We start from the raw sequence: 25,665 nt of genomic DNA, 5'->3' as shown, positions 1-25,665 counted from the left end.
ACAGCATCCTCGCTGAATAAAAATTTGTTTCAAAGGAACCACATCCCGAAGAAAAACCCACGAAACCGCAGGCCCCTCCGGAACGGGGTATCAACATAAATCTGGCGTTGACTTTTGGCACGCTGTTGAGTTCTCAAGGAACGGACGCTTCCTTCAACCCCTCTTACAAGGTCTCCGGGCGCTTCCCTTTCGCTGTGTCCACTACTTTAGCGGATTCTTTCTCCTGCTCATAATCGAGCTGTTGGAAACCAGATTCCAGGCATACCGAGACTTCCCCCTGGAGGGGGCTGCTCAGAGTAGTGGTGCCGCCTGTCGGCGCTCGTCCGGCCGAGGGCCGAGGTCACGAGTCTGCTTCTTCAAGCGGCCTGGCGTACGTTAGGCGCTCCGTCGCCCGGAGTCAAGCGGTGCTCTGACGCCGTCGCCGGGGGACGTGCGCCCGGTAACGGCTGACCGTGGGATCACCGTCGATCCAGAACCGCCAGGGATGCACGGCGCCCTCTCCCCCGACACCTGTTCTGGGGCCGTTCCGTACTCGCTCCGCTGCGGGTGGGCCGCCAGTCAGCAGGGACAGCTCCCCGCTGCCGCCGCACAGGTCGATGCCGTCATGCCCCTGCCGGGTGATGTCCAGGGCGGTCGCCAACCGCGCGGGGCCCTGCGCGAGTTCGGTGTCCCTACGAGCCGTGGCCCGCCGGGCGCGCACCAGTTCCGCGCCCCGAGTGATCTCACCGGCCCGCAGCAGCACTCCGCTGGCGACCCCCTCGGGACCGCAGACGAGGTTGAGACTGAACCACATCCCGTAGATGAAGTAGACGTAGGCGCGGCCCGGTGGGCCGAACATCGAGGCATTCCGTTCGGTCCGTCCCCGGTACGCGTGGGACCCCGGGTCGGACGGCCCGTCGTAAGCCTCCACCTCGGTGAGCCGGAGCTCGATCGGGCCCTGCTCCGTCCTGCGGACCAGTGTGCGCCCCAGCAGGTCCGGGGCCACCTCAAGCACCGGGCGGTCGAAGAACTCGCGGGGCAGCGGCGTGCGGCTGGTCGAGGGGCCGTCCGGTGCCGGGAGCACCGAGGTCTCGTCCTCGGAGGGTTCTGGCATGTGGTCCGAGGTTACCGGATCCTCCTCCGCCCGGGCGGGCACTCACGGACGCCCCGGCGCGGGGTGGCTGCGTGGAACCGCCCTGGCTGATTCCGCGTTTTCTTGATCAAGTAATAGCCGCTCGAGAAGATCACGCCGGCCGGACGCGCCCGCGTCCGGCCGGCTCTGCCGGAGAGGGAGACCATGGGGCTCAAGAAGTTGCTCGCCAGCCTGGGTGCGGGCGGTGCGACGGTGGAGACCGTACTGACCGAGGAGAACGTCCTCCCCGGAGGCATCGTGCAGGGAGAGGTGCGTATCGAGGGTGGCTCGGTCCCCCAGAAGATCCAGGGGCTCTCCGTCGGGCTCAGGACCCGGGTCGAGGTCGAGGGTAACGACGGCGAGTACCACCAGGACGTCGAGTTCTTCCGGCAGCAGCTGGGCGGGGCCTTCGAGGTGCAGGCCGGCGCGGTCCACACGGTGCCCTTCGGTCTGGAGATCCCCTGGGAGACCCCGGTCACCACGTTCATGGGGCAGTACCTGACGGGGATGAGCATCGGTGTCTCCACCGAACTGCAGATCGCGCACGCGGTGGACTCCGGGGACCTCGACCCCGTCAACGTCCATCCGCTCCCGGCCCAGCAGGCCATACTCGACGCCTTCGGCAACCTCGGCTTCATGTTCAAGTCCGCGGACCTGGAGCGGGGGCACGTGCGGGGCACCCGGCAGCAGCTGCCCTTCTACCAGGAGATCGAGTTCCACGCCCCTCCGCAGTACCGCGGCCTGAACCAGGTGGAGCTGACGTTCGTCGCCGACGGTCGGGAGATGGACGTGGTCCTGGAGATGGACAAGAAGTCCGGCCTGTTCACCGAGGGCAGCGACACCTACCGGTCGTTCGTCGTCGACCTGGCCTCCTTCGGACAGACGGACTGGACGGCGCTGTTGAACCAGTGGCTGTCGGAGGTCGGGGGCCAGCGCAACTGGTTCTGACCGGACGGCGTTCCCAGCGAGCAGCTCCGCTTCCGCGGACGGCGGCGGAGCTCTCGAGGGCGGTCCGCCCGGTGGCCGCAGGACATGGGACACGGCCTCCTGCCGAGCTGATGTCGGCGCCTCTCCGTGTCGATCGGTGCGCCCGCGCATCCTCGTGTCCGGATTGAGCTCGGCCTCGGACGCACCGCCTCTGGCGACGTGCGCTGATCCACCACGGATGACCGGACAGCCCTTAGGCTCGCCCGCAGTGAGTCCATCGGATCCGGAGGTTCCAACGTGACCGACAGCAAGCGGCCACCGCTCCCGCACGACCATCTGCCCCCGGTACTGTCGTTCACCCTGGTGAGCGACGATCTGGCGCCCGGTGCCAAGCTGGGCGAGGCCCAGGCCCGCACCGGTGGCGACGTCTCTCCGCACCTGCGCTGGGAGGGCTTCCCGCCGGAGACGAAGAGTTTCGCCGTGACCTGCTTCGACCCCGACGCGCCGACGGGCAGCGGGTTCTGGCACTGGTCGCTGTTCGATATCCCGGCATCGGTCACCGAACTGCCCACCGGGGCGGGCGGCGGGGAGTTCCCCGGGCTGCCGGCCGGCGCCGTGCACGTCCGAAACGACTACGGCACCCGGGACTTCGGTGGCGCGGCGCCGCCCCCGGGGGAGACCCACCGCTACGTGTTCACGGTCTACGCCGTCGACACGGAGAAGCTCGGCCCGGACGCGGACGCCTCACCGGCCGTCGTCGGATTCAACCTGCGGTTCCACACCCTGGCCCGAGCGCATCTGATCGGTGAGTACGCCATTCCCGGCTAGGCGCGGGCAGCGCTCATCCGCCCCGGTCCCGGTGGGGACTTCCCCGTCCCGGAGCCGGGGCGCTGCCGTCCCGGTTCGCCGGGCGCTCCCCTGAGCCGGGAAATTCCGTTGTAGCCACCCCCGGCCGACGACAGAGTTGCTTCGAGGCCCGCCGTAGCGGCGGACGGCCTACTCGGAGGTGAGCGGGATGCGGGAGACCTTGGTGCTCAATGCGAGCTTTGAGCCGCTGGCGACGGTGACGCTACGCCGGGCGGTGGTGCTCGTGCTGCAGGGCAAGGCCGTCGTCGAACACGCCCATCCGGGCCTGCGGATCCGTGCCACCGCCGTCGAACTGCCGGTTCCGTTGGTGATCAGACTCTGCCGTTACGTCCGGGTGCCGTTCCGAAGACAGGCTCCCTGGTCCCGGCGGGGGGTGCTGGTGCGGGACCGGAACCGGTGCGCCTACTGCGGCCGGCGGGCGACCACGGTCGACCATCTGGTGCCCCGCTCGCACGGGGGCGCCGACTCCTGGCTCAACACGGTGGCGGCCTGCGCCGAGGACAATCACCGTAAAGCGGACCGGACTCCGGAGCAGGCGGGGATGAAGCTGCTCAGCGAGCCGTTCGTGCCGACACCGGCGGACGCCATGCTGCTGGCTCTCGGGGGCGGTGCCGCGGAGGCGGAACTCCCGCAGTGGCTCTCCCTGTCCGTCTGAGCACCCCCCGCCCTGGCGCCCACCGGGTATTACGGGACACCCCTTAGCGCAGCAGCAGTTGGACGATGGCGAGGCTGCCGACCAGGACGATGAGGCCGCGCAGCGCCGTGGCGGGGAGCCGCCGGCCGATCCTGGCACCGAGTTGGCCGCCGGCGGCCGAGCCGATGGCGAGCAGGACCACGACGCCCCAGTCGAATTCCGCGACGAAGAGGAAGAAGAGCGCGGCCACGCCGTTGACCACCGCGCCCAGGATGTTCTTGACGGCGTTGATGCGTTGCAGGTTCTCGTTGAGTAGCAGTCCCATCAGCGAGAGGTAGAGCACGCCCTGGGCGGCGCCGAAGTACCCGCCGTACGCGCTGGCCAACAAGAGGCCCACCAGCAGGGCGGGGCCGCCGTCCTGCTGGGCCGCCGTGCCCTTCTCCTCCCGGCGGCGCCGGAGGGCGCCGGAGAGCCATGGCTGGAGGATGACGAGCACCACGGCGATGCCGATCAGTGCGGGCACGATCGCGTCGAAGGCCTCGGAGGGCAGTGCCAGCAGCAGAACCGCGCCGCAGAGCCCGCCGATCAGCGCCACGGTAACGAAGCGGAGCACCCGGCCGCTCTGCCCGGTCAGCTCGTGCCGGTATCCGATGGCACCGCTGACCGATCCCGCGACCAGCCCGAGCGCGTTGGAGACGTTGGCGGTGATGGGCGACAGCCCCAGGGCGAGGAGGACCGGGAAGGTGATGAGGGTGCCGGAGCCGACCATGGTGTTGATGGTTCCGGCTCCGACCCCGGCGACCAGCACCGCCGCCGCTTCCCACATGCCCACTCGGTGTCTCTCCTCGGTCGGGGCTGATCGCACCGATCATGCCGGAGAGGCCCGGACTCAGTCGATCGGGGGGGCCTCCCGGCGCGGAGGCGCGACCTTCGGCGCCTCTTCGCCCATTCCTCCCGGAGTGAAATTGCCGAGCGCGCCGCCGAGCCCCTTGAGTGCGTCGCCGATTTCGCTGGGCACGATCCAGAGCTTGTTGGCGTCTCCCTCCGCGATCTTGGGAAGCATCTGGAGGTACTGGTAGGACAGGAGTTTCTGGTCCGGGTCGCCGGCGTGGATCGACTCGAAGACGGTGCGGATCGCCTGCGCCTCGCCCTCGGCCCGCAGCGCCTGCGCCTTGGCGTCACCTTCGGCGCGCAGGATGGCGGACTGCTTCTCGCCCTCGGCGCGGAGGATCTCCGACTGGCGGACACCCTCGGCCTGGAGGATGGCGGCCCGCTTGTCCCGGTCGGCGCGCATCTGCTTCTCCATCGAATCCTGGATGGAGGTCGGCGGCTCGATGGCCTTGAGCTCGACGCGGTTGACGCGGATGCCCCACTTGCCGGTCGCCTCGTCGAGGACGCCCCGCAGCGCCGCGTTGATCTCCTCGCGGGAGGTGAGGGTTCGCTCCAGGTCCATGCCGCCGATGATGTTCCGCAGCGTGGTGACGGTGAGCTGCTCGATCGCCTGGATGTAGCTGGCGACCTCGTACGTCGCGGCCCGGGCGTCGGTCACCTGGTAGTAGATGACGGTGTCGATGTTGACGACCAGGTTGTCCTGGGTGATGACCGGCTGCGGTGGGAACGGCACGACCTGTTCACGGAGGTCGATGCGGTTGCGGACCGAGTCGATGAAGGGGACGACGATGTTCAGGCCGGCGTTGAGCGTACGGGTGTAGCGGCCGAAGCGCTCCACGATGGCCGCGCTGGCCTGGGGGATGACCTGGACCGTCTTCATGAGGGCGATGAAGACGAGCACCACCAGGATGATCAGAACGATGATGACCGGTTGCATGGATCCTTCCCCCCGCGTCCTACGGTTGCTTGCTGATCAGTCTCTCAGAAGTCCGGCCACCGGAGTGCGGGTCGGCGCCGGTGCGTGCACGGAGTGCTCACATGACCACGGCGGTCGCCCCGTCGATGTCGACCACGTCGACCTCCTGACCCACCTCGTAGGCCTGGTCCGCGTCGAGCGTGCGGGCGGACCACACTTCCCCGGCGAGTTTGACGCGGCCCCCGTGATGGTCGACGCGCTCCAGCACCACCGCTTGCCGGCCCCGTAGGGCGTCGATACCGGAGGCCAGCTCGGGCCGTTGGGCTCGGTGCCGGTTGGCGATCGGGCGGACGACGGCGATCAGCGCGACCGAGACGATCGCGAAGACGAGGAACTGGGCCACCACGCCCCCGCCGAGGGCGTCGGTGACGGCGGCGGCCACCGCGCCGACCGCGAGCATCCCGAACTCGGGCATCGCGGTCACGACGAGAGGAATACCCAGCCCCACGGCGGCGATCAGCCACCACACCCATGGATCCACGTGGTTATCGTAAGGCGGAAGTCCGCCCGGCGACAGGGCCCCGTAGATCTCGGTCCGGTGGTTCCGGGTGTCAGGAGAGAGCCAGCCCCTGGGCGGTCCAGCGGTCCTCACGGCGTTCCACGACGAGCGGGAGTCCGAAGCAGCGGGAGAGGTTGCGGGAGGTGAGCTCCTGCTCCACCGGCCCCGCGGCGAGCACCTTGCCCTGGCGGATCATGAGGACGTGGGTGAAGCCCGGAGCGATCTCCTCGACATGGTGGGTGACCATGATCATGGAAGGGGCGTACGGATCGCGTGCCAGTCGGCCCAGGCGGCGCACGAGGTCCTCGCGGCCTCCGAGGTCGAGGCCGGCCGCCGGCTCGTCGAGCAGCAGCAGCTCCGGGTCGGTCATCATGGCCCGGGCGATCATGGTGCGCTTCCGCTCGCCCTCGGAGAGCGTGCCGAACCTGCGGTCGAGGAGTTCGTTCATGCCCAGCCGGTCGAGGAAGGCCCGGGCCCGCTCCTCGTCGACTGCCTCGTACTCCTCCTGCCAGCCGGCGGTCATACCGTAGGCGGCGGTGAGCACCGTCTGCAGCACGGTCTGGCGGCCGGGCAGCTTCTGGGCGACGGACATACCGGCGACACCGATCCGGGGGCGCAGGTCGAACACGTCGACGCTGCCGAGCTTCTCGCCCAGGATCTGGACGGTGCCGGTGGTCGGGAAGAGATAGCTGGAGGCGATGTTCAGCAGGGTCGTCTTGCCGGCTCCGTTGGGGCCGAGGATCACCCAGCGCTCCCCCTCGGCGACCGACCAGGAGACCTGGTCGACCAGAGCCCGGCCCTCGCGGACCACTGATACGTCCACCAGCTCCAGTACATCGCTCATGAGCGCGTTGTCTCCCCTTGCAGTCTCGGTTGTCCACCGCGCCTGTGGGCGCAGCCCCCAGCCAACCTACGCCACACGTTCCCGGTGCCACTCCTTAGGCTGTCCCCATGCTCTGCGAACCTCACTCAGGACGGCTGGCCGCTTGGGGTAATTCCCTTTTCGCCGGACTCGTCGCACCGGATGACGCCGTCCAGATGATCCTCGGTGAGGACGCCGTGCACCGGGTCGTCGCGGTGCCCGGGGAGAGTGCGCCGGTCGGACTCACGCTGGCGTTGGGTCGGCTGCGGTCGATCGGGGCGGTCGGGCTCCGGGTCGCCCTGCCGGTGCCGGGTCATCCGCTGGGGTTGAGCGGTCCTCCGGAGTTCAACGCGCGGGCGCTGGAGGCGGGTGAGGCCGTCCTCGCGTCGGGTGCCGCGGTGGGCCTGGTCCCCGAGGTGCGCGAGGTCGGACCGGAGGGTGATGTGCTGCGCGAGGTGGTGTGGCACTGGCTGCCCGTCCAGGTTGCCCCGCCGGCCGACGTCCCTTCGCTGGGGGAGGCGGAGCGGGAACTGGCCGAGGCGCTCAGGGAGGCCACCGCGACGCTCTCCGCGCTGGACGTCGCCGGCTCGGGTGCGGCGGCGCGGGCCGCACTGGAGGTCTACCGGGCGCGAGCCGAGCGGAGCCGGGACGTTCTGGCGCCGGGCTACTCCCCCAGGGCCGTGCGGGTGCTGGAGATGGCGCAGCGGGTGGCCACCCTCGTCGCCATCGCCCAGGGGGCCGGGACACCGGAAGGGCACGGCACCGAGCACGGAGGCGCGCTGAGCGCTTCGCAGATGGCCGCGCGGAGCGAGACCCTACGACCACTGGAGCGCACCGCCCGCCGGGCTCAGGTGGCGGCGTACAACGCCTATGTGGAGGAGCGCGGGCGGGGCTGACCGGCTGGTGGGGGCTCCGGGAAGGCCGAGGCCCTGCGGGACCATGGGGCCCGCAGGGCCTTCGCAGGAAAGCAGCTGGTCAGCGGTGGTGCTTCCAGTGGCCGTGGTGGTCCACGTCACCGTTGATGCACTTGTGGCCCTGCGAGGAGTCCAGCAGGCCGATGACCGAGATGGTGTTGCCGCAGAGGTTCACCGGGATGTCGATCGGCACCTGGATGACGTTGCCCGAGATGAAGCCCGGGGACCCGACAGCCGCACCCTGGGCTCCGGCGCCGTTGGCGGCGAGAGCGGTGCCCGCGGAGGCACCCATGGCGACGCCCGCGGCGACGATGGTGAGGGCGGCCTTCTTGACAGTCTTCATGAGGTCTTCCTCTTTCTCAGTGTTCCGTGACCCCAGCCGCGGGATCACGTGTTGCAGAACGCCTGAGAGGTCCGGATGACACGGGCACCCCGGATGTCACCCCCGATCGGCTCAACCTCCGTGACGCACGGCCCAGAGCGCGGCCTGGGTGCGGTCGGCGAGATCCAGTTTCATCAGGATGTTGGAGACGTGGGTCTTGATGGTCTTCTCCGAGAGCACCAGTGCCCGGGCTATCTCCCGGTTGGAACGGCCGTCGGCGATCAGGGTGAGCACCTCGCGCTCCCGTTCGGTGAGCGAACCGGCCCGTCCCCGCGTCTCCGAGGTCTCGCCCGGGAAGAGTGTCGCTTCGGCCACCTCCGGCTCCAGCACCACGTGTCCGGCGTGCACCGACCTGATGGCGCCCGCGAGCGCCCCCGGATCGATGTCCTTGTAGAGGTAGCCGGCGGCACCGGCCCGCAGTGCGGGGACGACGGTGCGGCGCTCGGTGAAGCTCGTCACCACCAGGACCCGGGCCGGGTGCTCCGACTCCCGGATGGCACGGAGCGCCTCGATGCCGTCGGTGCCGGGCATCTTCACGTCCATCAGCACGACGTCGGGGCGGAGCTCCTCGGTACGGGCGATACCCTCCGCACCGTCCGAGGCCTCGCCGACCACCTCGATGTCCTCCTGTACCTCGAGGAACGTGCGCAGTCCCCGGCGGACCACCTGGTGGTCGTCGACGAGCAACACTCTGATCGCGGAGGGCTCAGACACCGCCGGGAACCTCCATCTCGATGACGGTGCCCTTCCCGGGCTCCGATGCCACGGTGAGCCGGCCGCCGACCCCGCCGGCCCGGTCCCGCATGGACACCAGGCCCAGGTGGCGGCCGCCGGTCCGCACGGCCTCGGCGTCGAAGCCCCGGCCGTCGTCGCTGACCCGGAGCAGCACACCCGGGCCGTGCCTGCTGAGTGCCACGTCGACACGCTCCGGATCGGCGTGCCGGAGCGCGTTGTGCAGCGCCTCCTGGGCCACCCGCAGCAGCGCCTCCTCCTGGGCCGCCGGGAGGGCGCGGACCTGGTTGGCGGTGAAGGCGACGCGGGCGCTGTGGGCCCGGTCCAGCACCTGCACCTGGGTACGGAGGGTGGCGACCAGGCCGTCCTCGTCGAGCGCCGCCGGGCGCAGCTCGATGACGGCCGTGCGCAGTTCCTCGGCCGCCTCGGCGGCGAGGTGGGTGATCTGCCCCAGCTCCTCCCTGGCCCGGGCCGGGTCCCGGTGTACGAGGGCGGCGGCCGCCTGGGCGGTCAGCCGCAGCGAGAAGAGCTTCTGGGCGACCGCGTCGTGCAGTTCGTGGGCGAGCCGGGCCCTTTCCTCCGCGATGGTCAGCTCGCGGCTCCGCTCGTAGAGGCGGGCGTTGGTGAGGGCGATGGCGGCGTGCTGGGCGAGGATGCCGAGCAGCGCCTCGTCCTGCTCGGTGAAGGTGCACCGGCCGGGGGGCTGGGGCCGGGGGCAGTTCTTGTTGGCGAGGAACAGCGCGCCGAGCACCTCGTCACCGTCCGCCACCGGGAGCCCCAGGAAGTCCGATATCTCCGGATGGGCGCTCGGCCAGCCCTGGAAGCGGGGGTCGGTACGGACGTCGGCGAGCCGCTGCGGGGTGGCCTCCCGGAGCATCGCGGCGAGGATCCCGTGCTGCCGGGGGAGCTGCCCGAGCGCTCGCCACTGCTCCTCGCTCACCCCGTCGACGACGAACTGCGCGAAGCCCCCGTGGTCGTCGGGGACGCCGAGGGCGGCGTACTCGGCGTCGAGGAGTTCGCGGGCGGAGGTCACGATCGTCTGGAGGACGTCGCGGACCTCGAGGTGCCGGTTCATCGCCAGGAGGGCGCCGCTCACCGCGGCTAGTCCGGATCTGGGTAGCGGGCCGCTGGTCATGGCCCTCACGCTACCGGCGAGGGCGGAGCGGCCCCTCCGTCCGGCGACGCATCCCGCCTCGGTCCTCGGGCCTAAGGGCCGCCGCCGGACCGTGGGCTCGGCTGGCTCGCCGGCGGTGTGGGGACACCCCTCCTACACCGCTCCCGGGGCCGGCGAAATCAATGACGGTAGGTGGTACCGCCGCTCCGTCCGGTCATTTTCGGGGAGCCCCGTTGTGAGCCCCGGCATAGGACCAAGGTCACCTACGACCGGGGCTAGTTGACCACCGGTTTCCGCTTGGCTTGGAAGCGCCGGTCGGGACGGTCCCGGGACGGGTCCTTTGCCACGATCGAGGGTAGTACGTCACACCTTTGTCAGGGGTTTTCCCGGCCGCTAACAATGGCTGATGTCGCACGGCGCCAAGTCAGAAGTGGCGCTCTCTGCCAGAACCGGCATCTGCGGCCCTACCGCTCAGGGCCTTGGTCGGTCGAAGAACGGCACTGCGGCGTCCCACGCGATCGGAAGAGGTTCATTCCGTATGTTCGTCCCCACCTTTTCTTCTGCTTTCCGCCGTCTGTCCAAGCCCCACAAGTACTCCGCGGCCGGTCTCGCCGCCGTAGGCGTCGCCTCGCTGGCGTTCGCGGCGGTGCCGGGCCAGGCCGACGCCGGCCAGAGCGCGCAGGCCCTGTCGGCCAAGCCGGTCGCCCTGCAGGCCTCCGGCCAGGGCGCGCAGGCGCAGAAGGCCGCTCTGGTGCACCAGACCTCCTTCGCCGTGAAGAAGGCGGACAGCGGGGTCGACCAGAAGAAGGATGCCGGGAAGAAGGCTGACAAGAAGGTCCTCGCCGACGGCGCCAAGAAGGCGAACGAGACGGCGAGCGCCAAGCCCAAGGCCCAGCCGAAGAAGTACGAAGACAACCTCGACGGCTGGATCCGGGAAGCCATGGACATCATGAAGAAGGAAGGCATCCCCGGCTCCTACGAGGGCATCCACCGCAACATCATCCGTGAGTCCGGCGGTAACCCGAACATCGCCAACACCTGGGACATCAACGCCCAGAACGGCACGCCGTCCATCGGCCTGCTGCAGGTCATCCAGCCGACCTTCGACGCCTACCACGTCAAGGGCACCAAGCACGACCTGAAGGACCCGGTGGCGAACATCGTCGCGGCCTGCAACTACGCGGCCGACCGCTACGGCTCCATGGACAACGTCAACTCCGCGTACTGATCCGGTCAGCCCGGCTGACCCCGGACGGATAGAGCGCCAAGAGCGGCGGCACCCGGAAGGGTGCCGCCGCTCTCGTGCGTGCGGGGCCGGAGGCGGTACGGCGCACCGCTGCCGGCCGGGGGCCGCTACTTGCGCATGACCTCCGGCTCGTGCCGCCGCAGCAGCCGGGCGACCGCGAAGCCGCAGACCACGCCGATCATGATCAGCGCCGCCATGTTGAGGCTCCACTGACCGACGGTGCTCTGCCAGAGCGGGTCGAGGTCGGTGGGGTTGTTCCGGTCCCACGGGGCCATGACGTGGGAGAGGTCCAGCGTGGCCCCGGCGGCGCCGATCGCCCAGCGGGAGGGCATCAGCCAGGCGAACTGCTCGATGCCGGGCGAGCCGTAGATCTGGAAGAGCACGCCGGTGAAGACGACCTGCACGATGGCGAACATGACCAGCAGCGGCATGGTCTTCTCGGAGGTCTTCACCAGCGAGGAGATCACCAGGCCGAACATCATCGAGGTGAAGCCCAGGGCGATGATGACCAGGCAGAGCTCGAAGGCCGGCGGGAAGATCAGCCCCTCGTCCGGCAGCTGGCGGGTGGAGAAGCCGATGGCACAGATGACCACGGCCTGCAGCGCCGTGGTGACGCCGAGGACGATCACCTTCGACATCAGATAGGCGGAGCGGGAGAGACCGGTGGCGCGTTCCCGCTCGTAGATCACCCTCTCCTTGATCAGTTCGCGTACGGAGTTGGCCGCACCGGAGAAGCACATCCCCACCGCGAGGATGAGCATGATGGTGCCCGCGTGCTGGTTGAACAACGACTTGCTGGTCGGCGGTGGCGAGGTCAGCCCGAACTCGGTCGGGATGACGACGCTGACCGTGCCCAGCACCGCTGGCAGGATGAGCATCAGGGCCATGAACCCGCGGTCGGAGGCGATGACGGCGCAGTAGCGGCGTATCAGGGTCCACAGCTGGGAGCCCCAGCTCTGCTGTTTCTGCGGTCGCGAGAGCTGCGGCTGCACGTGGGTGGACTGCGGCGCCACCGCGTCGATGTCGGCCGCGTACATCTGGTAGTGCTGGGAGCCGCGCCAGCGGCCGGCCCAGTCGTAGTCCCGGTAGTTCTCGAAGGCCGAGAAGACGTCGGCCCAGCTGGAGTAGCCGAAGAAGTTCAGCGCCTCGTCCGGCGGGCCGAAGTAGGCGACCGCACCGCCCGGCGCCATGACCAGGAGCTTGTCGCAGATCGACAGCTCGGCGACGGAGTGGGTGACCACCAGGACGGTGCGGCCGTCGTCGGCGAGGCCGCGCAGCAGCTGCATGACGTCCCGGTCCATGCCCGGGTCGAGGCCGGAGGTCGGCTCGTCCAGGAAGATCAGCGACGGCTTGGTGAGCAGCTCCAGCGCGACGGAGACCCGCTTGCGCTGGCCTCCGGAGAGCGAGGTGACCTTCTTGTCCTTGTGGACGTCGAGTTTGAGCTCGGTGAGCACCTCGTCGATCCGAGCCTCCCGCTCGGCGGCGGCGGTGTCTCCGGGGAACCGGAGCTTCGCGGCGTACTTCAGGGCGGTGCGTACCGTGAGCTCCTTGTGCAGGATGTCGTCCTGCGGCACCAGGCCGATGCGCTGGCGGAGCTCGGCGAACTGCTTGTAGAGGTTGCGGTGGTCGTAGAGGACCTCGCCCTGGTCGGCCGGACGGTATCCGGTGAGCGCGCGCAACAGCGTGGACTTGCCGGAGCCGGACGGGCCGATGACCCCGATCAGCGACTTCTCCGGGGCTCCGAAGGAGACGTCCCGGAGGATCTGCTTGCCGCCGTCGACGGTGACGGTCAGGTGGCGGGCGGAGAAGGAGACCTCGCCGGTGTCCGCGTACTCCTCCAACCGGTCCCCGACCAGCCGGAAGGTGGAGTGACCGACGCCGACGATGTCGTGCGGGCCGATGATCTGCCGCTGGACCGGTTGGCCGTTGACGTAGGTGCCGTTGTGGCTGCCGAGGTCGACGATCTCGAAGCGGCCGTCCGGTGTCGGCCGGAACTCCGCATGGTGACGGGACACCTGCAGATCGGAGACGACCAGCTCGTTCTCGAGCGCCCGGCCGATCCTCATCACGTTCCCGGCCAGCTGGTGGAAACCGGTCAGGTTGCGGTCGCGTTGCCGCGGCAGCTCCGTCCCCGGTCCGGCGCCGGCGGGGGCGCCCCCCTGGGGCGGTCCCTGCTGCGCATAGGGCTGGGTCTGCGCCGACGACTGGTGGGGCGGCTGCGACATGCCGGGGTACTGCTGCTGCGGCTGGTACGGCTGCGGGGCCTGGGGCTGCCACCCCTGCTGCTGGTGCGCGGCCGGGGCTCCCCAGCTCTGGTTGGCCGGCTGGGCCGGCGCCGACTGGGCGTACTGCTGGGAGAGCCCCCCCTGGGCCGGCGCGGGGTAGGGCTGCGCGGCCTGCTGGCCCCCGGCGGCCGCTCCCGAGAAGGTCAGCTGCGGGCCGTCGCTCGCGTTGCCGAGGTGGACGGCGGAGCCGGGCCCCACCTCCACCTGCTGGACCCGTCGGCCCTGCGCGTACGTGCCGTTGGTACTCCCCCCGTCCTCGATCACCCAACCGCCTCCGCCCGGGCGGAGGGTAGCGTGCCGCCAGGAGACCCTGGCGTCGTCGATGACCACGTCCCCCTGCGGATCACGACCGATGCTGTACGACCTGGACGCTTCGAGCATCCAGGTGTTTCCGTTGAATTCCAGTACGAGTTCCGGCACTCCAGGCCCCACTTGTCGTCCCCCGAGTTTCCCCCTGCACAGGGAGTCTAGGGATGCTGAACATCGTGAGGAACTATTCCAGGCCCGTCCGCCGAATCGAAACCCGGGGCACCGGGTGCGCGTGATCCCGGTCACCCACCCGTCCGCCGGTCGGGCGGTGCGGCGGGGCCCCGGAGTCCCCCGGCTTTCCGAGCCGCCGCACCGCCGCGGCGGGCGGGCCGGGCCGTCCGCAGTCCGGACCGGACGAGCGCCTGGCAGACCCGTCCGGATACGGTGGAAACACCATGAGCGCACTGCGGACCCCACCCTCTCCGGCCGTCTCCCAGGACGACGTCCCCACCATCCTTGTGAAGATCTTCGGCAAGGACCGGCCGGGTATCACCGCCGGACTGTTCGACACACTGGCCGGCTACGCGGTCGAGGTCATCGACATCGAGCAGGTGGTCACCCGCGGGCGGATCGTGCTGTGCGCCCTGGTCACCGCCCCCGCGACGAACGGCACCACCGAGGGGCAGCTGCGGGCCACGGTCCACAACTGGGCCGAGTCGATGCGGCTGCAGGCCGAGATCATCTCCGGCACGGGCGACAACCTCCCGCGCGGCACCGGGCGTTCCCACGTCACCGTGCTCGGCCATCCGCTGACCGCCGAGTCGACGGCCGCCATAACGGCCAGCATCACCGGCACCGGTGGCAATATCGACCGGATCTTCCGGCTGGCGAAATACCCGGTGACCGCCGTGGAATTCGCCGTCTCCGGCGTCGAGACCGAGCCGCTCCGCACCGCGCTGGCCACCGAGGCCGCCGCGCTCGGCGTGGACGTCGCCGTGGTGGCGTCCGGTCTGCAGCGCCGCGCCCAGCGCCTGGTGGTGATGGACGTGGACTCCACGCTCATCCAGGACGAGGTGATCGAGCTCTTCGCGGCCCACGCCCGCTGTGAGCGGGAGGTGGCGGACGTGACCTCCGCCGCGATGCGCGGCGAGCTGGACTTCGAGCAGTCGCTGCACGCCCGGGTCGCACTGTTGGCAGGGCTGGACGCCTCCGTGATCGACACGGTGCGGTCCGAGGTCCGGCTGACCCCGGGCGCCCGTACCCTCATCCGTACGCTGAAGCGGCTCGGCTACCAGGTCGGCGTGGTCTCCGGGGGCTTCACCCAGGTGACGGACGACCTCAGGGAGCGGCTGGGCCTGGACTTCGCCTCGGCCAACACCCTGGAGGTGGTGGACGGGAAACTGACCGGCCGGGTGGTCGGCGAGGTCGTGGACCGTGCGGGGAAGGCCCGGTTGCTGCGGCGATTCGCGGCGGAGGCGGGTGTGCCACTGGCGCAGACGGTGGCGATCGGGGACGGCGCCAACGATCTCGACATGCTGAACGCCGCCGGGCTCGGGGTCGCCTTCAACGCCAAGCCGGTGGTACGGGAAGCGGCGCACGCCGCGGTCAACGTGCCGTTCCTGGACACCGTCCTCTACCTGCTGGGCATCACCCGGGAAGAGGTCGAGGCCGCGGAGACGGACCTCGACTGAACGGCCCGAGCGGGCCGGGAGGGACTCCGCGGCGCAGCGGAGGCCCACCCCCGCCCCCGGCCCTCAGGAATGCGGTGCCCAGTACTCCAGCAGCCGGCCCGCTCCGTGCTCGACGGACTTCCAGGGGCCGTCGAACCCGATGACGGCGAAGGCCGTGGTGGGGTATCCGCCGCGGTTCATCCGCTCGAGGCTGTCGCCCTCGGCCTCCGCCGCGAGGGCGTCGGCCAGTGCGTGCATCCCGGGGTTGTGGCCGACCAGCAGCAGGTTGCGCACGCTCTCGGGCACTTCGTTGAGCAGGGCGAGGAGGTCACCGAGAGTGGCTTCGTAGAGCCGCTCCTCGTACACCGTTCTGGGACGCTGGGGGAGTTCGTGGGCGACGAGTTTCCAGGTCTCGCGGGTGCGGGTGGCGGTCGAGCAGAGGGCGAGATCGAAGTCGATGCCGAGACCGGCCAACCGGACCCCGGCCACCGGCGCGTCCTTGCGTCCGCGTTCGGCCAGCGGACGGTCGTGGTCGGCCACGTCGGGCCAGTCGGCTTTGGCATGGCGGAGGAGGACGATCCTGCGGGGCTCGCGGTGCGTGCCCAGGGAAGATGCAGCGACGCTCATACCACCAGCTTCGCACGAAACCCGCCGTGGAGCGCCAGCTGTTGGCCCTTGCGACGGGCAACTGCCGCCGTCGGTCCGCCCGGTCAGGTCAGGAGTCTGACCGGTCAGATCAGCAGCCTGAGGAGCACCTCCGGGAGCCGGCCGAGCAGCGGCGGGATACCGCCGCCGAGGCTGACGCCTCCGGAGGCGGCCTGTGCCTCGACGGGGCCGAGCAGCAGGGTCAGCAGGAGGGCGAAGGCGGCGGCCGGCAGGGCGATCGCCCACCACGGTAGCCAGACCCGCCCGCCGTCCTCGGGTGGTGAGTTGCTCCGCGTACGCGAGCCGGCCGGCATGGGTGCCTCCGCTGGTTCGGGGCCGTGACGGCGCGGCCGACCGGCCGCGCCCACCGCTTCGGGCGGTGGATGGCCGCCGCCCCGTCCCCTGAGGGGCGACAGTGAGAACCTACGGGCTTCCGCGGTCCGTTCTCATCCGGTGAGCCACCCAATCGTCCCTGAGGCCGACCCCCTAGGGGGTGGGGCCGCGGTTCGATTCGTCCCCGGTTGTCCCGGAGCGGTGCTGCGGAGGGCGCGGAGGGGTGCCGGCCGTCTGACGAACGGCTGGGCACCCCCTCCGGCAGACGGTGGCGACGGCAGCCGGTCACCGCCCCCGGTACCGGCCGTGCGGTACCGGGGGGTGCGGCCACCGCCGGGTTCACGACGAGAGGAAGCTGGCGAGCGCGCCGATGACGACGGTGATGGCGAGCATCGTGCCGAGCACGGCGAGCAGCTTCTTCTGGCCGTCCTTGGGACTGGGATCGAGCACTGGCATGCTCCCAGTCTACGAGGGGCGGTGGGCCGCTCCTGACGTCGCCCGCTGCGACGGGGAGCGGCCGGCACCGCCGCTCGTGACGCCGCCCCGGAGGCGGGCCTGGGTGAGAGGTGGTACCGGCCGGATCTCGCGGCGGGGTCGAGCGGAGGCGAGTGGCTCAGCCCTTGCCGCCCGAGATGGCGATCTTCGCGCCGAAGGGGTCCCAGGTGTGCTTCTTGGCGCTCGACCCGGCGCCGACCGTCACCTGCGGCTCCACGACGACGGTCACCGACTTGGTGTCGGCCGGGATCTGGAACACGGCCCTGTCCTTGAAGGCGCTCTTCAGCCCGGAGGGGTCGTTGCCCGGTTGGACGGTCTTCCCGTTGTCCAGTTCGAGATGCATGGTCGTCTCGTCGAAGCTCGTCGCGCTGAACTCCGCCCACTCCATCTCGACGGAGAGGTACGTCTTGCCCGAGCCGGCCCAGCCGTCACCGCCGTCACGTCGATGGAGCCAGGGCACGACGAAGGCGTCGGCCACCGACCCGGCGATCCGCTGCTTGTCACCGGTCCACCCGGTGAAGTTCTTCTCGAACTCGTCCACCGAGGAGACCTTGACATCGCGGTCCGCGACCTCGTAGACCTGCTCGACGTCGCTGCTCACCCGGTGGCCGTCGAGCAGGCTCAGGCTCTGGAACTTCCCGTCGGTCTCGACCTCCAGAACCGCGGAGTCGGGGGCGCTGTCGGCGGGCAGGCTGGCGACGATCGTCCCCCGGTGCATCGTCCCCTCGTCGGTGCGGAGGACCTCCGCGACGTCGTTTCCGTTGACCACGACGGAGGCGACACTGTCCGGGATCTCGCCCCTCGGCTCCCACTGCGGATCGTCGGAGGAGTACTCGACGGCGTAGAAGGCCTGGTTCTTGGCCGGGTAGACCTCCTTGACCGGCTTGCCCTCGCGGTCCACACCGGGCGATGTGCCGGCGAGGTCGGCATAGACCTCCGCGGTCAGGGTGTCGAGCTGCGCCACCCCGGTGATGTGCAGATCAACGCCTGGGGCGAGCAACTGGGCGTCGGCGGCGTTGTCGACCTTCTTGAAGCGGGCGTCGACCGACATACTCGTCGCCCCCGCGATATCGGCCTTGGCCCGGAAGGCGTTGTCGGGGACGGTGGCGGACACCTTGTCCCCGCTGTCCTCGGCGGACCCGCCGCCACAAGCGCTCACCCCGAACAGCGCTGCTGCCGCTACGGCCGCTATCGCTCCGGAACGCGGCCGAATCCTACCCATCATGGTCATATGCTCTTCTCGTTACACGTCGTCGGAGTGCGGCCAAATGCCCGCTGACGCACGGGCGGTGGGGCTGCCGCACTCACGGAAGGTCCTTGGCCACCAGGTGCGGCCAGCCCTCATTGGCAGCAACCAAGCCATTCCCGTCCAATAAGGCCACAGTTGGAACAACTGTGCCATGGTCTCTGCCATCCTGACGCATCAGGCCCTATCCGAGGGCCATATAGCTTTGATTCGCATGCGGTTGGTTTCGAGCTTTTGAACACACCGCGCGTTCCCGGACCGGTCCGTCCGGGTCAGGACTTGACACTCTCGGCGCACCCTTTGACGACCGCCGCTCGTTTAACCCGCAACGCCGGGAGAAGCCGGGCGGTTTGTCCCAACGGCTGTCCCCGCGGCGCGAAACGGCCGGAAGCGGCGCGGTTCCGGGAAAGTGAGTACGAACTCCGCCGAGCGGTGACCGGCTCCCGCTGAAGGTGGGGAGAGAAGAGGTCCGGAAAGGAAGGGGGAGTCCATGACGCGTCCGGTACTCGGGGCACCCGCGGGCGGGGCGGCTGTTGGTGGCGGCGTACTCTTCGGGCTGCTGACGGTCTGGGTCCTCTGGTCCGGAAAGGGTGCTCTGCCTGTGGACCGGGCGCTGCTCGACTGGTCTGTCGCTCATCGGCCGGCCGGTGCCGCCGGGGCGGCGAGAGCGGTCACGGACACGGGCGCCGGGGGCCTCCCGTATGTCCTGGTCGCCCTGGCGGGGCTGATCGCGGGGCGGACGATCCCACGCAAGCTCCTGTCGGCGGCCGGATGCGCGGTGTTCCTGGCCGCCGGCCAGCTCCTGCGACGCCTGGCAGCGGCGGAGGTCGCCCGCCCCCGTCCCCCCTCACACGACTGGGCGGCGCACGCTTCGGGCTGGTCCTTCCCCTCCGGCCACACCACGACGGCCGGAATCACCGCGGGGCTGCTCATCGCCGCCCTGCTCGCTGCTCGGCGAGCGGACTCCCGAGGTGGGCCGGCGGCTGCCGCCCTCGCCTGCTGCTGGGCGGCGGCGGTCGGCTTGACGCGGGTCTATCTCGGCGTGCACTGGTTCACCGATGTGGTCGGCGGATGGCTCTTCGCCACCGCCTGGGTCTGCCTCGGCCTGTGGGCTGTGGCGCGGCTCCGTCCGAGAGCCGGCAGGGGTGGCTGGCGCCGCTCCGGGGCGTCCGGTTCCGGCTGACGGAGCAGCGCCACCGGTGTGGTTCCCGTGTCGAGACGGGTCCGCCTACCGCCCGGTGCGCGCGATCAGGTCCCCGGACGCTGCCCCACCGTCCACCGCTGGGCCCGGCAGGATCCGAGGCGACGAGCACGGACGACGGAAGCGGCGGCCAGCGTGCGCTGCTACGGTCGCGCGGTCGTCAACTCCTCCTCCACCACCCGGTCGCGTCCAGCCAGCATGCCGAACAGGACCTGGGGCACCATCAGCCCGGCCATGAGCGCCAGCGGCTGCCCCCAGCCCCCGCTGTGCTGGTAGAGCACCCCCACCAGCAGCGGGCCCGGGATGGAGATGAGGTATCCGGCGCTCTGCGCGAAGGCGGACAGCCGCACCACCCCGGCGCCGCTGCGGGCACGCATCCCGATCAGGGTGAGAACGAGAGGGAAGGCGCAGTTCGAGACGCCGAGCAGAACGGCCCACACCCAGGACCCGGCCGCGGGTGCCAGGTAGAGACCGGCGTAACCGGTGAGTCCGCAGGCCCCGAGAACCAGGGAGAGCAGGCTCTGGCTCCGCATTTTCGCGGCGATCCTCGGCAGCACGTACGACAGCGGCACACCCAGCCCCATGATCACGGCGAGCAGCAGCCCGGCGGTGGAGGCCGAGACTCCGGCGTCCCGGAAGATCTGCGGCATCCAGCCCATGGTGATGTACGCCGCGGTGGCCTGGAGTCCGAAGAAGCAGGCGAGGGCCCAAGCCGTGGGGCTGCGGGTGATGTTCCCGGTCGTGCGCCGGTCGGCCCCGCCCCCGGATCGCTCCGAGGCGTTCCGCCGGCCGGCCGCGGCCGGCAGCCAGATCGCGACGGCGACCAGGGCCAGCACCGCCCAGAGGCCCAGCCCGATCCGCCAGTCGCCGCCGGCCAGGCCGGCGGCCGGTACGGTCACGGCGGCCGCGAGCGTGGTGCCGAGGGCGAGCCCCATGGAGTAGACGCCGGTCATCTGGCCGACCCGGTCGGGGAAGCGGCTCTTGACGATGACCGGCATCAGGATGTTGCTCACCGCGATCCCGGCGAGGGCCAGAACGCTCGCCATGAGGAACCCGGCGGTCCCCCCGGTGAAGGAGCGGGCCAGCACGCCCGTGGCGATGGCCACCATTCCGGCGCAGACCACCGCGCTCGGTCCCCAGCGCCGCGCCAGGCGCGGGGCGGCCACTCCGAAGACGGCGAAGCAGACCGCCGGTGCCGAGGTGAGGAGGCCGGCGACGCTGCCGCTCATACCGAGGCCGTCGCGGACCTCTTCCATCATCGCCCCGAGACTGGTGATGGCGGGGCGCAGGTTGAGGGCGGCCAGCACGAGGCCGACGACCATCAGCCAGCCGCGGTTCGAACGTGCCCGCTCGGCGTCCGCAGGTTGCCGGAGTCCGTCCGGTCGGGCGTCGGCTGGTGCGGTCGGTGGTGGCTGCAGGATCCGGGTCTCGTCGTCGGGCATCCAACCATCATAGAATGATGGGATGAATGACCCGTCCCGCAGTCCTCTCGGTCCCGCCGCAGTCCGCACCCCCGGGGAAACGGCATGGCTGCACTGAGGTCTCCCCGGCGTTCGGTCCTGGCCGACCAGGTGATCGCCGAGCTGCGCCGGCAGATCTCCTCGGGCGAGTGGCCGGTCGGCTCCCGTATCCCCACCGAGCCGGAACTGGTGGAACAGCTGGGGGTGGCCCGCAACACCGTGCGTGAGGCGGTGCGCGCGCTGGCGCACAACGGCCTGCTGGACATCCGCCAGGGATCGGGCACGTACGTGGTCGCCACCAGCGAGCTGGCCGGGGTGATGCACCGCCGGTTCGCCGACGCCGAGCACCGCCACATCGCGGAGGTCCGCAGCACGCTGGAGTCCTCGGCGGCCCGGCTGGCCGCGGTCCGGCGCACGGAACGGGACCTGGAGCAGTTGGAGGAGCTGCTCGCCCGGCGGGAGGAGACCTGGCGGACCCGGGACGCGGAGGCCTTCGTCGCCGCCGACGTGAACCTGCACCTGGCCGTGGTGGCCGCGTCTCACAACGAGGTGCTGCTGGGGCTCTACGCCGACCTCGGGGCCGTACTACGGGCCTTCCTCCGGCAGGACGTGGGCCGCGAGCTGCGCGCCGAGAGCTACATGGACCACCATCTGCTGGTCGACGCGATCCGCGCCGGGGACGCCGAGATGGCGGCCACGGAGGCGGCGAGCTACGCCTTCAAGTGCCGGCCGGAGCACACCCCGGCCCACTCCGGCTGACCGAGGGCCACCTTCGGGCCCGTACCGCCCCGTTTCCTCGTCGCCGCGGCGCGGACCGAACGGGGCTGGGCTCTGGTGGGCTGGCGGGAACGGACACGACGGGCCCGGCCCCCGATGGGGTGGGCCCGTCGTGTCCGTTCCCGGACGGGCTCAGGCGCCCATCATGTGCACGCCGCCGTCGACGTGGACGATCTCACCGGTGGTCTTGGGGAACCAGTCGGACAGCAGCCCGACGACCCCACGGGCGGCGGGCTCCGGGTCGGCCATGTCCCAGCCGATGGGGGCACGGTGGTTCCAGACGTCGGCGAGGTCCTCGAACCCGGGGATGGACTTCGCGGCCATGGACTTGATGGGCCCGGCCGAGACGAGGTTGCAGCGGACGTTCTTCTCGCCCAGGTCGCGGGCGATGTAGCGGGAGGTGGACTCCAGCGCGGCCTTGGCCACGCCCATCCAGTCGTACTTCGGCCAGGCGAACTTGGCGTCGAAGGTCAGACCGACGACGGAGCCGCCCTCCGCCATCAGCGGCAGGCAGGCCATGGTGAGCGACTTCAGCGAGTAGGCCGAGACCTCGACCGCCGTGCCGACGTCCGCCCAGTCCGCCGCCAGGAAGTTGAATGCGCCCTGCGGGCCGAAGGCGATGGAGTGGACGACACCGTCCAGCCGGGCGTCCTCGCCGAAGTGCTCTCGGACCCGGTCGGCGAGCCCGTCGAGCTGCTCCTGGTTCTGCACGTCGAGCTCGATGACGGGGGCCGGTTTGGGCAGCCGCTTGGCGATCCGCTGCACCAGGGTGAGCCGGCCGAAGCCGGTGAGGACGACCTCCGCGCCCTCCTCCTGGGCGAGCTTGGCGACGTGGAAGGCGATGGAGGCATCGGTGATGACTCCGGTCACCAGGATCCGCTTGCCGGCGAGAATTCCACTCATATGATCAGTGCCCCATACCCAATCCGCCGTCGACGGGAATGACGGCTCCGGTGATGTACGCGGCCTCGTCGGAGGCCAGGAAGCGAACCGAGGAGGCGATCTCCTCGGGCTGCGCGTAACGCGCGAGCGGCACCTGCTTCTTGATGGCCTCTCGCTGCTCGTCGCTGAGCACCCGGGTCATGTCGGTGTCGACGAAACCAGGGGCGACGACGTTGACGGTGATGTTCCGGGAACCGAGCTCACGCGCGAGGGACCGGGCGAAACCGATCAGTCCCGCCTTGGAAGCGGCGTAGTTCGCCTGCCCCGCCTGCCCCAGCAGACCGATCACCGAGGAGATCAGCACGATCCTCCCCTTGCGGGCGCGCAGCATCGCGCGGTTAGCGCGCTTCACCACCCGGAACGCCCCGGTGAGGTTGGTGTCCAGGACGCTGGAGAAGTCCTCCTCCGACATCCGCATCAGCAACTGGTCGCGGGTGATGCCGGCGTTGGCGACCAGCACCTCGACCGGGCCGTGCTTCTCCTCGATCTCCTTGTAGGCCTGCTCGACCTGCTCGGGGTCCGTGATGTCGCACCTGACCGCGAGGAAGCCCGCCGGCGGTTCCCCCGACCGGTACGTGATGGCGACCTGGTCGCCCGCTTCGGCGAAGGCGCTGGCGATGGCGAGGCCGATGCCCCGGTTTCCTCCGGTGACGAGAACCGAGCGGCTCAACGGATCACCCTTTCGCTAGTGGTCGGGTCCCCTGGAAAGCTATCGGCCCGAGAGCCGTTACGGGGAATCGGGCACTGACAGGGGCACCAGCCGCCCGCTGTCGGGTCCCTACAGAAACGCCCGAAGAGGGCGGCGGGCGGAGGTGACCGGGGACGGGCCGGGCCCCGGTCAGCGGGACCGGCCCGGGCGGGCTCGGCTCTGCTCCCGGACGGCCACCACCAGCAGCACCGCGGTACCGACCGCCGACGGCGCCAGCACCGGGGCCAGGAACCATCCCGGTACGTGGTCCAGGCCTCCGGGGCGCCACGTCGCGGTGCAGGTGACGGCGATGGTGAGACCCACACAGAAGTTGAGCAGCAGCAGCGCCTTCGCCATCCGCCGGACGGCGGTGCGGTCGGCCGGGCGGTTGACCAGCCCCGTCAGCCCCTCCCCGGGCGGCAGTTCCTCCTCGGTGCGCATACCCGCCATCCCGATCGAGGTCGCGATCAGTACGGCGGTGACTCCGGCGTAGACGAAGACCGGCAGGAACACCGACCCGACCGACCTGGTCGCGTACTCGTCGACGGCGCCCCCGGCAGTGATGCGCTGCGGCACCTGCTCGGGCAGCTCCGGGTAGACCGACGCACCCCACACCCCCAGGCCGAGGAGCAGCAGCAGACTCGGCAGGAGCCACCGCCAGGGAAGAACGTCCCGGAACCTGTCGTCCATCTGCTGCCCCCTCCTGCTCGGCCCCCCCTGCCGCACCGCGGCGGCCAGGCGTCTGGCCGGGGGCGGCCCGTTGGTCGTCGGGGCCGTCGGGGCGGTGCGAGGCGGGAGGCGCCGCGTATCCGTGCCGCCCCACACTGCCACCGTATTCGAAACGCTGTACACCGTGGTCGAGGAATCCGAACAGCGCTGGTCCGCGGCCGGTGGCCCGGCCCCACTCCGAGGCGCGGCCGGGCCGCTGGAGCGACCCCATAGAATCGAGGCCGTCCCTCCGTCCACGCTCACCGCGCCCCCTCCACCTCCGAGCCCAGGAACCGAACACATGACACGCCTCGGCGAATCCGTCGCTCGCGTCAGCGAACTGCTGACCCAGGACCTCTCCTCCGACAAGGCCGTGGAGCAGTTGCTCACCGAGACGGAGGCGCGCCGCTCCCTGGACCTGACGGACCTGTCCGCCGGGGAGCAGGCGGAGCTGATCGCCGGGCGCGCGGTGGAGCTGCTGCCCTCCCCGGAGGGGCTCGCCGAGCGGATCACCGAAGCCCGGAAGGCCGGGCGGGGCCTGGTCGTCAAGCTCGGCATCGACCCGACGGCCGCCGATGTCCATCTGGGGCACACCGTGCCCATGATCGTTCTCAGCCGCTTCCAGCGGATGGGGCACGAGGTGACCCTGATCATCGGGGACGTCACCGCGAAGATCGGCGACCCGTCGGGCCGCTCCGACGAACGCCCCCCGCTGACCGACGAGGACATCGCACGCAACCTCGCCGGCTACCGCGATCAGGTCAAGCCGTTCTTCGACTTCGATCGAGTCGACTTCCGGCACAACAGTGAGTGGCTGGCCGGTATCACCCTGCCCCGGCTGATCGGGATCCTCTCCCAGGTGCCGGCCTCCGCGCTGCTCCAGCGCGAGGACTTCCGCAACCGGCTCGCCGCCGGTCACGGCCTGACGATGTCCGAGCTCATCTACCCCGTCGCGATGGCCATCGACTCGGCCGAGATCAGCGCCGACATCGAACTCGGCGGTGTCGACCAGCTGCTGAACATGCAGATGGGCCGGAAGGTGATGGAGATCCACGGCCAGCGGCCACAGCTGATCGCCACCATGCCGCTGATCGAGGGGATCGACGGCAGCGGAGCCAAGATGAGCAAGTCGAAGGGGAACGCCGTCGCCCTGGCCTCGACGGCCGAGGACGTCTTCGGCAAGATCATGTCGATTCCGGACCGGCTGATGCTCCCGTACCTGCGGGCCTGGACCGAATGGACCGACGCCGAGATCGACGTGGTCAGCGCCCGCATCGAGGACAGGTCGCTCCATCCGATGGACCTCAAGAAGGTGCTGGCCGGCGAGGTGGTCTCGGCTCTGCACGGAGTGCCGGCGGCGATGGCGGCGCGGACCGGGTTCGTCGCGCAGTTCTCGAAGCGGACCTTCGCCGACGTGGAGGCCCTGCCGCGGGTGGGCCTCGCGGAACACGGCGAGGAGACCGTGGCCACCGTGCTGACCAAGGTGCTGGAGTTCACCCCGAGCGCTTCGGCGGCCCGTCGGCTGGCCAAGCAGAACGGGCTGCGGATCGTGGTGGAGAACGGCGAGGGCCAGCAGGCGCTGCTGGTGCCGGAGTCGGCGGTGGTCCGACCGCTCGGTGAGGTGCTCGCCGAGTGCCTCGTCGACGCCGGGGTGGGCCGACAGGAGGGGGATGTATACCTCAAGGCAGGCCGCAAGCTGGCCCGTCTTGACGGCCGCTAGCGCCCCGTCCGGCTGCCGGACGGGCACCGGACGACTGTCGGGAGCGGGACCGTCGGGACGGGAGGGAGACCGGCGTAGCGTGGGGCCCGTC

At 70.4% G+C, this 25,665-nt stretch carries 26 protein-coding genes; 9 read left to right on the top strand and 17 right to left on the bottom strand.

The window, feature by feature from the left end; all coding sequences use genetic code 11:
- Window positions 1-397: 397 nt before the first annotated feature.
- On the bottom strand, window positions 398-1,093 hold the full coding sequence (locus BGP73_RS04235) for a DNA-3-methyladenine glycosylase (protein ID WP_079127172.1): 696 nt from the start codon (window positions 1,091-1,093) through the stop codon (window positions 398-400).
- 183 nt (window positions 1,094-1,276) lie between these two features.
- On the opposite strand from BGP73_RS04235, the gene BGP73_RS04230 reads away from it, so the two are divergent.
- The 3 genes from BGP73_RS04230 (at window position 1,277) to BGP73_RS04220 (ending at window position 3,560) form a co-directional block, all read left to right on the top strand.
- The gene (locus tag BGP73_RS04230; RefSeq protein WP_069812009.1) at window positions 1,277-2,059 is read left to right on the top strand and encodes a sporulation protein; all 783 of its coding nucleotides are present in this window, start codon (window positions 1,277-1,279) and stop codon (window positions 2,057-2,059) included.
- Window positions 2,060-2,335: 276 nt separating this feature from the next.
- Complete coding sequence (locus tag BGP73_RS04225; RefSeq protein WP_069812008.1) at window positions 2,336-2,866, top strand: YbhB/YbcL family Raf kinase inhibitor-like protein; 531 nt, start codon at window positions 2,336-2,338, stop codon at window positions 2,864-2,866.
- Window positions 2,867-3,053: 187 nt separating this feature from the next.
- Window positions 3,054-3,560: an HNH endonuclease gene (locus tag BGP73_RS04220; RefSeq protein ID WP_069812007.1), complete on the top strand. Its 507-nt coding sequence runs from the start codon at window positions 3,054-3,056 to the stop codon at window positions 3,558-3,560.
- Between the two features lie 43 nt (window positions 3,561-3,603).
- Here the strand turns inward: BGP73_RS04220 and BGP73_RS04215 are convergent, their stop codons facing one another.
- From BGP73_RS04215 to BGP73_RS04200, 4 genes are all read right to left on the bottom strand, one after another.
- Window positions 3,604-4,365: a sulfite exporter TauE/SafE family protein gene (locus BGP73_RS04215; protein ID WP_374701116.1), complete on the bottom strand. Its 762-nt coding sequence runs from the start codon at window positions 4,363-4,365 to the stop codon at window positions 3,604-3,606.
- A 63-nt stretch (window positions 4,366-4,428) separates the two neighbouring features.
- Entirely contained in the window at window positions 4,429-5,367 is a 939-nt protein-coding gene (locus BGP73_RS04210) for an SPFH domain-containing protein (protein WP_069812005.1), read from the bottom strand.
- Between the two features lie 97 nt (window positions 5,368-5,464).
- Complete coding sequence (locus tag BGP73_RS04205) at window positions 5,465-5,887, bottom strand: NfeD family protein (RefSeq protein ID WP_244501068.1); 423 nt, start codon at window positions 5,885-5,887, stop codon at window positions 5,465-5,467.
- Window positions 5,888-5,957: 70 nt separating this feature from the next.
- Window positions 5,958-6,749 (bottom strand): ABC transporter ATP-binding protein, encoded by a 792-nt coding sequence (locus BGP73_RS04200; protein WP_069812004.1) that lies wholly within the window; start codon window positions 6,747-6,749, stop codon window positions 5,958-5,960.
- 107 nt (window positions 6,750-6,856) lie between these two features.
- On the opposite strand from BGP73_RS04200, the gene BGP73_RS04195 reads away from it, so the two are divergent.
- Complete coding sequence (locus BGP73_RS04195; RefSeq protein ID WP_069812003.1) at window positions 6,857-7,663, top strand: hypothetical protein; 807 nt, start codon at window positions 6,857-6,859, stop codon at window positions 7,661-7,663.
- A gap of 79 nt (window positions 7,664-7,742) precedes the next feature.
- Here the strand turns inward: BGP73_RS04195 and BGP73_RS04190 are convergent, their stop codons facing one another.
- The 3 genes from BGP73_RS04190 to BGP73_RS04180 all read right to left on the bottom strand — a co-directional run bounded on the left by BGP73_RS04190 (window position 7,743) and on the right by BGP73_RS04180 (window position 9,930).
- On the bottom strand, window positions 7,743-8,024 hold the full coding sequence (locus tag BGP73_RS04190; RefSeq protein ID WP_069812002.1) for a chaplin: 282 nt from the start codon (window positions 8,022-8,024) through the stop codon (window positions 7,743-7,745).
- Window positions 8,025-8,135: 111 nt separating this feature from the next.
- Entirely contained in the window at window positions 8,136-8,777 is a 642-nt protein-coding gene (locus tag BGP73_RS04185) for a response regulator (protein WP_069812001.1), read from the bottom strand.
- A complete protein-coding gene (locus tag BGP73_RS04180) occupies window positions 8,770-9,930 on the bottom strand; it encodes a GAF domain-containing sensor histidine kinase (RefSeq protein ID WP_069812000.1) in 1,161 nt (386 codons plus the stop codon). The genes BGP73_RS04185 and BGP73_RS04180 overlap by 8 nt, the downstream gene beginning before the upstream one ends.
- A gap of 517 nt (window positions 9,931-10,447) precedes the next feature.
- On the opposite strand from BGP73_RS04180, the gene BGP73_RS04175 reads away from it, so the two are divergent.
- On the top strand, window positions 10,448-11,137 hold the full coding sequence (locus tag BGP73_RS04175; RefSeq protein WP_069811999.1) for a transglycosylase SLT domain-containing protein: 690 nt from the start codon (window positions 10,448-10,450) through the stop codon (window positions 11,135-11,137).
- Between the two features lie 125 nt (window positions 11,138-11,262).
- On the opposite strand, the gene BGP73_RS04170 is transcribed toward BGP73_RS04175, so the two are convergent.
- Window positions 11,263-13,821 carry an ABC transporter ATP-binding protein/permease gene (locus BGP73_RS04170; RefSeq protein WP_079127199.1) on the bottom strand — a complete coding sequence of 853 codons (2,559 nt, stop codon included), beginning with the start codon at window positions 13,819-13,821 and terminating at the stop codon, window positions 11,263-11,265.
- A 323-nt stretch (window positions 13,822-14,144) separates the two neighbouring features.
- On the opposite strand from BGP73_RS04170, the gene serB reads away from it, so the two are divergent.
- Entirely contained in the window at window positions 14,145-15,380 is a 1,236-nt protein-coding gene (serB, locus tag BGP73_RS04165) for a phosphoserine phosphatase SerB (protein WP_069811997.1), read from the top strand.
- A gap of 63 nt (window positions 15,381-15,443) precedes the next feature.
- Here the strand turns inward: serB and BGP73_RS04160 are convergent, their stop codons facing one another.
- From BGP73_RS04160 to BGP73_RS04150, 4 genes are all read right to left on the bottom strand, one after another.
- Entirely contained in the window at window positions 15,444-15,986 is a 543-nt protein-coding gene (locus BGP73_RS04160) for a SixA phosphatase family protein (protein ID WP_069811996.1), read from the bottom strand.
- Between the two features lie 104 nt (window positions 15,987-16,090).
- Window positions 16,091-16,318, bottom strand: a complete 228-nt coding sequence (locus tag BGP73_RS04155) for a hypothetical protein (RefSeq protein ID WP_069811995.1) — start codon at window positions 16,316-16,318, stop codon at window positions 16,091-16,093.
- Between the two features lie 358 nt (window positions 16,319-16,676).
- Entirely contained in the window at window positions 16,677-16,793 is a 117-nt protein-coding gene (locus BGP73_RS23740) for an SGM_5486 family transporter-associated protein (protein WP_280138127.1), read from the bottom strand.
- Window positions 16,794-16,950: 157 nt separating this feature from the next.
- Window positions 16,951-18,063, bottom strand: coding sequence for a hypothetical protein (locus BGP73_RS04150; protein WP_212732773.1), 1,113 nt, complete (start codon window positions 18,061-18,063; stop codon window positions 16,951-16,953).
- 505 nt (window positions 18,064-18,568) lie between these two features.
- Here BGP73_RS04150 and BGP73_RS04145 point away from each other — a divergent pair.
- Window positions 18,569-19,261, top strand: a complete 693-nt coding sequence (locus BGP73_RS04145; RefSeq protein WP_069811994.1) for a phosphatase PAP2 family protein — start codon at window positions 18,569-18,571, stop codon at window positions 19,259-19,261.
- A 161-nt stretch (window positions 19,262-19,422) separates the two neighbouring features.
- On the opposite strand, the gene BGP73_RS04140 is transcribed toward BGP73_RS04145, so the two are convergent.
- A complete protein-coding gene (locus BGP73_RS04140) occupies window positions 19,423-20,721 on the bottom strand; it encodes a CynX/NimT family MFS transporter (RefSeq protein ID WP_069811993.1) in 1,299 nt (432 codons plus the stop codon).
- An 84-nt stretch (window positions 20,722-20,805) separates the two neighbouring features.
- Between BGP73_RS04140 and BGP73_RS04135 the strand changes: the two genes are divergently transcribed.
- Window positions 20,806-21,498: a FadR/GntR family transcriptional regulator gene (locus BGP73_RS04135; protein WP_069811992.1), complete on the top strand. Its 693-nt coding sequence runs from the start codon at window positions 20,806-20,808 to the stop codon at window positions 21,496-21,498.
- 150 nt (window positions 21,499-21,648) lie between these two features.
- Here BGP73_RS04135 and fabI read toward each other — a convergent pair whose 3' ends face one another.
- The 3 genes from fabI to BGP73_RS04120 all read right to left on the bottom strand — a co-directional run bounded on the left by fabI (window position 21,649) and on the right by BGP73_RS04120 (window position 23,836).
- The gene (gene fabI / locus BGP73_RS04130; RefSeq protein ID WP_069811991.1) at window positions 21,649-22,419 is read right to left on the bottom strand and encodes an enoyl-ACP reductase FabI; all 771 of its coding nucleotides are present in this window, start codon (window positions 22,417-22,419) and stop codon (window positions 21,649-21,651) included.
- Window positions 22,420-22,423: 4 nt separating this feature from the next.
- A complete protein-coding gene (fabG, locus tag BGP73_RS04125; protein WP_069811990.1) occupies window positions 22,424-23,128 on the bottom strand; it encodes a 3-oxoacyl-[acyl-carrier-protein] reductase in 705 nt (234 codons plus the stop codon).
- Between the two features lie 168 nt (window positions 23,129-23,296).
- Window positions 23,297-23,836, bottom strand: a complete 540-nt coding sequence (locus BGP73_RS04120) for a DUF1648 domain-containing protein (RefSeq protein WP_069811989.1) — start codon at window positions 23,834-23,836, stop codon at window positions 23,297-23,299.
- Between the two features lie 319 nt (window positions 23,837-24,155).
- Between BGP73_RS04120 and tyrS the strand changes: the two genes are divergently transcribed.
- A complete protein-coding gene (gene tyrS, locus BGP73_RS04115; protein WP_069811988.1) occupies window positions 24,156-25,574 on the top strand; it encodes a tyrosine--tRNA ligase in 1,419 nt (472 codons plus the stop codon).
- Window positions 25,575-25,665: the final 91 nt, after the last annotated feature.

The sequence above is a fragment of the Streptomyces sp. TP-A0874 genome, assembly GCF_001748085.1.
Lineage (GTDB): Bacteria > Actinomycetota > Actinomycetes > Streptomycetales > Streptomycetaceae > Streptomyces.
The sequence above is the reverse complement of the archived record's forward strand: the minus strand, read 5'-3'. Positions and strand labels throughout refer to the sequence as shown.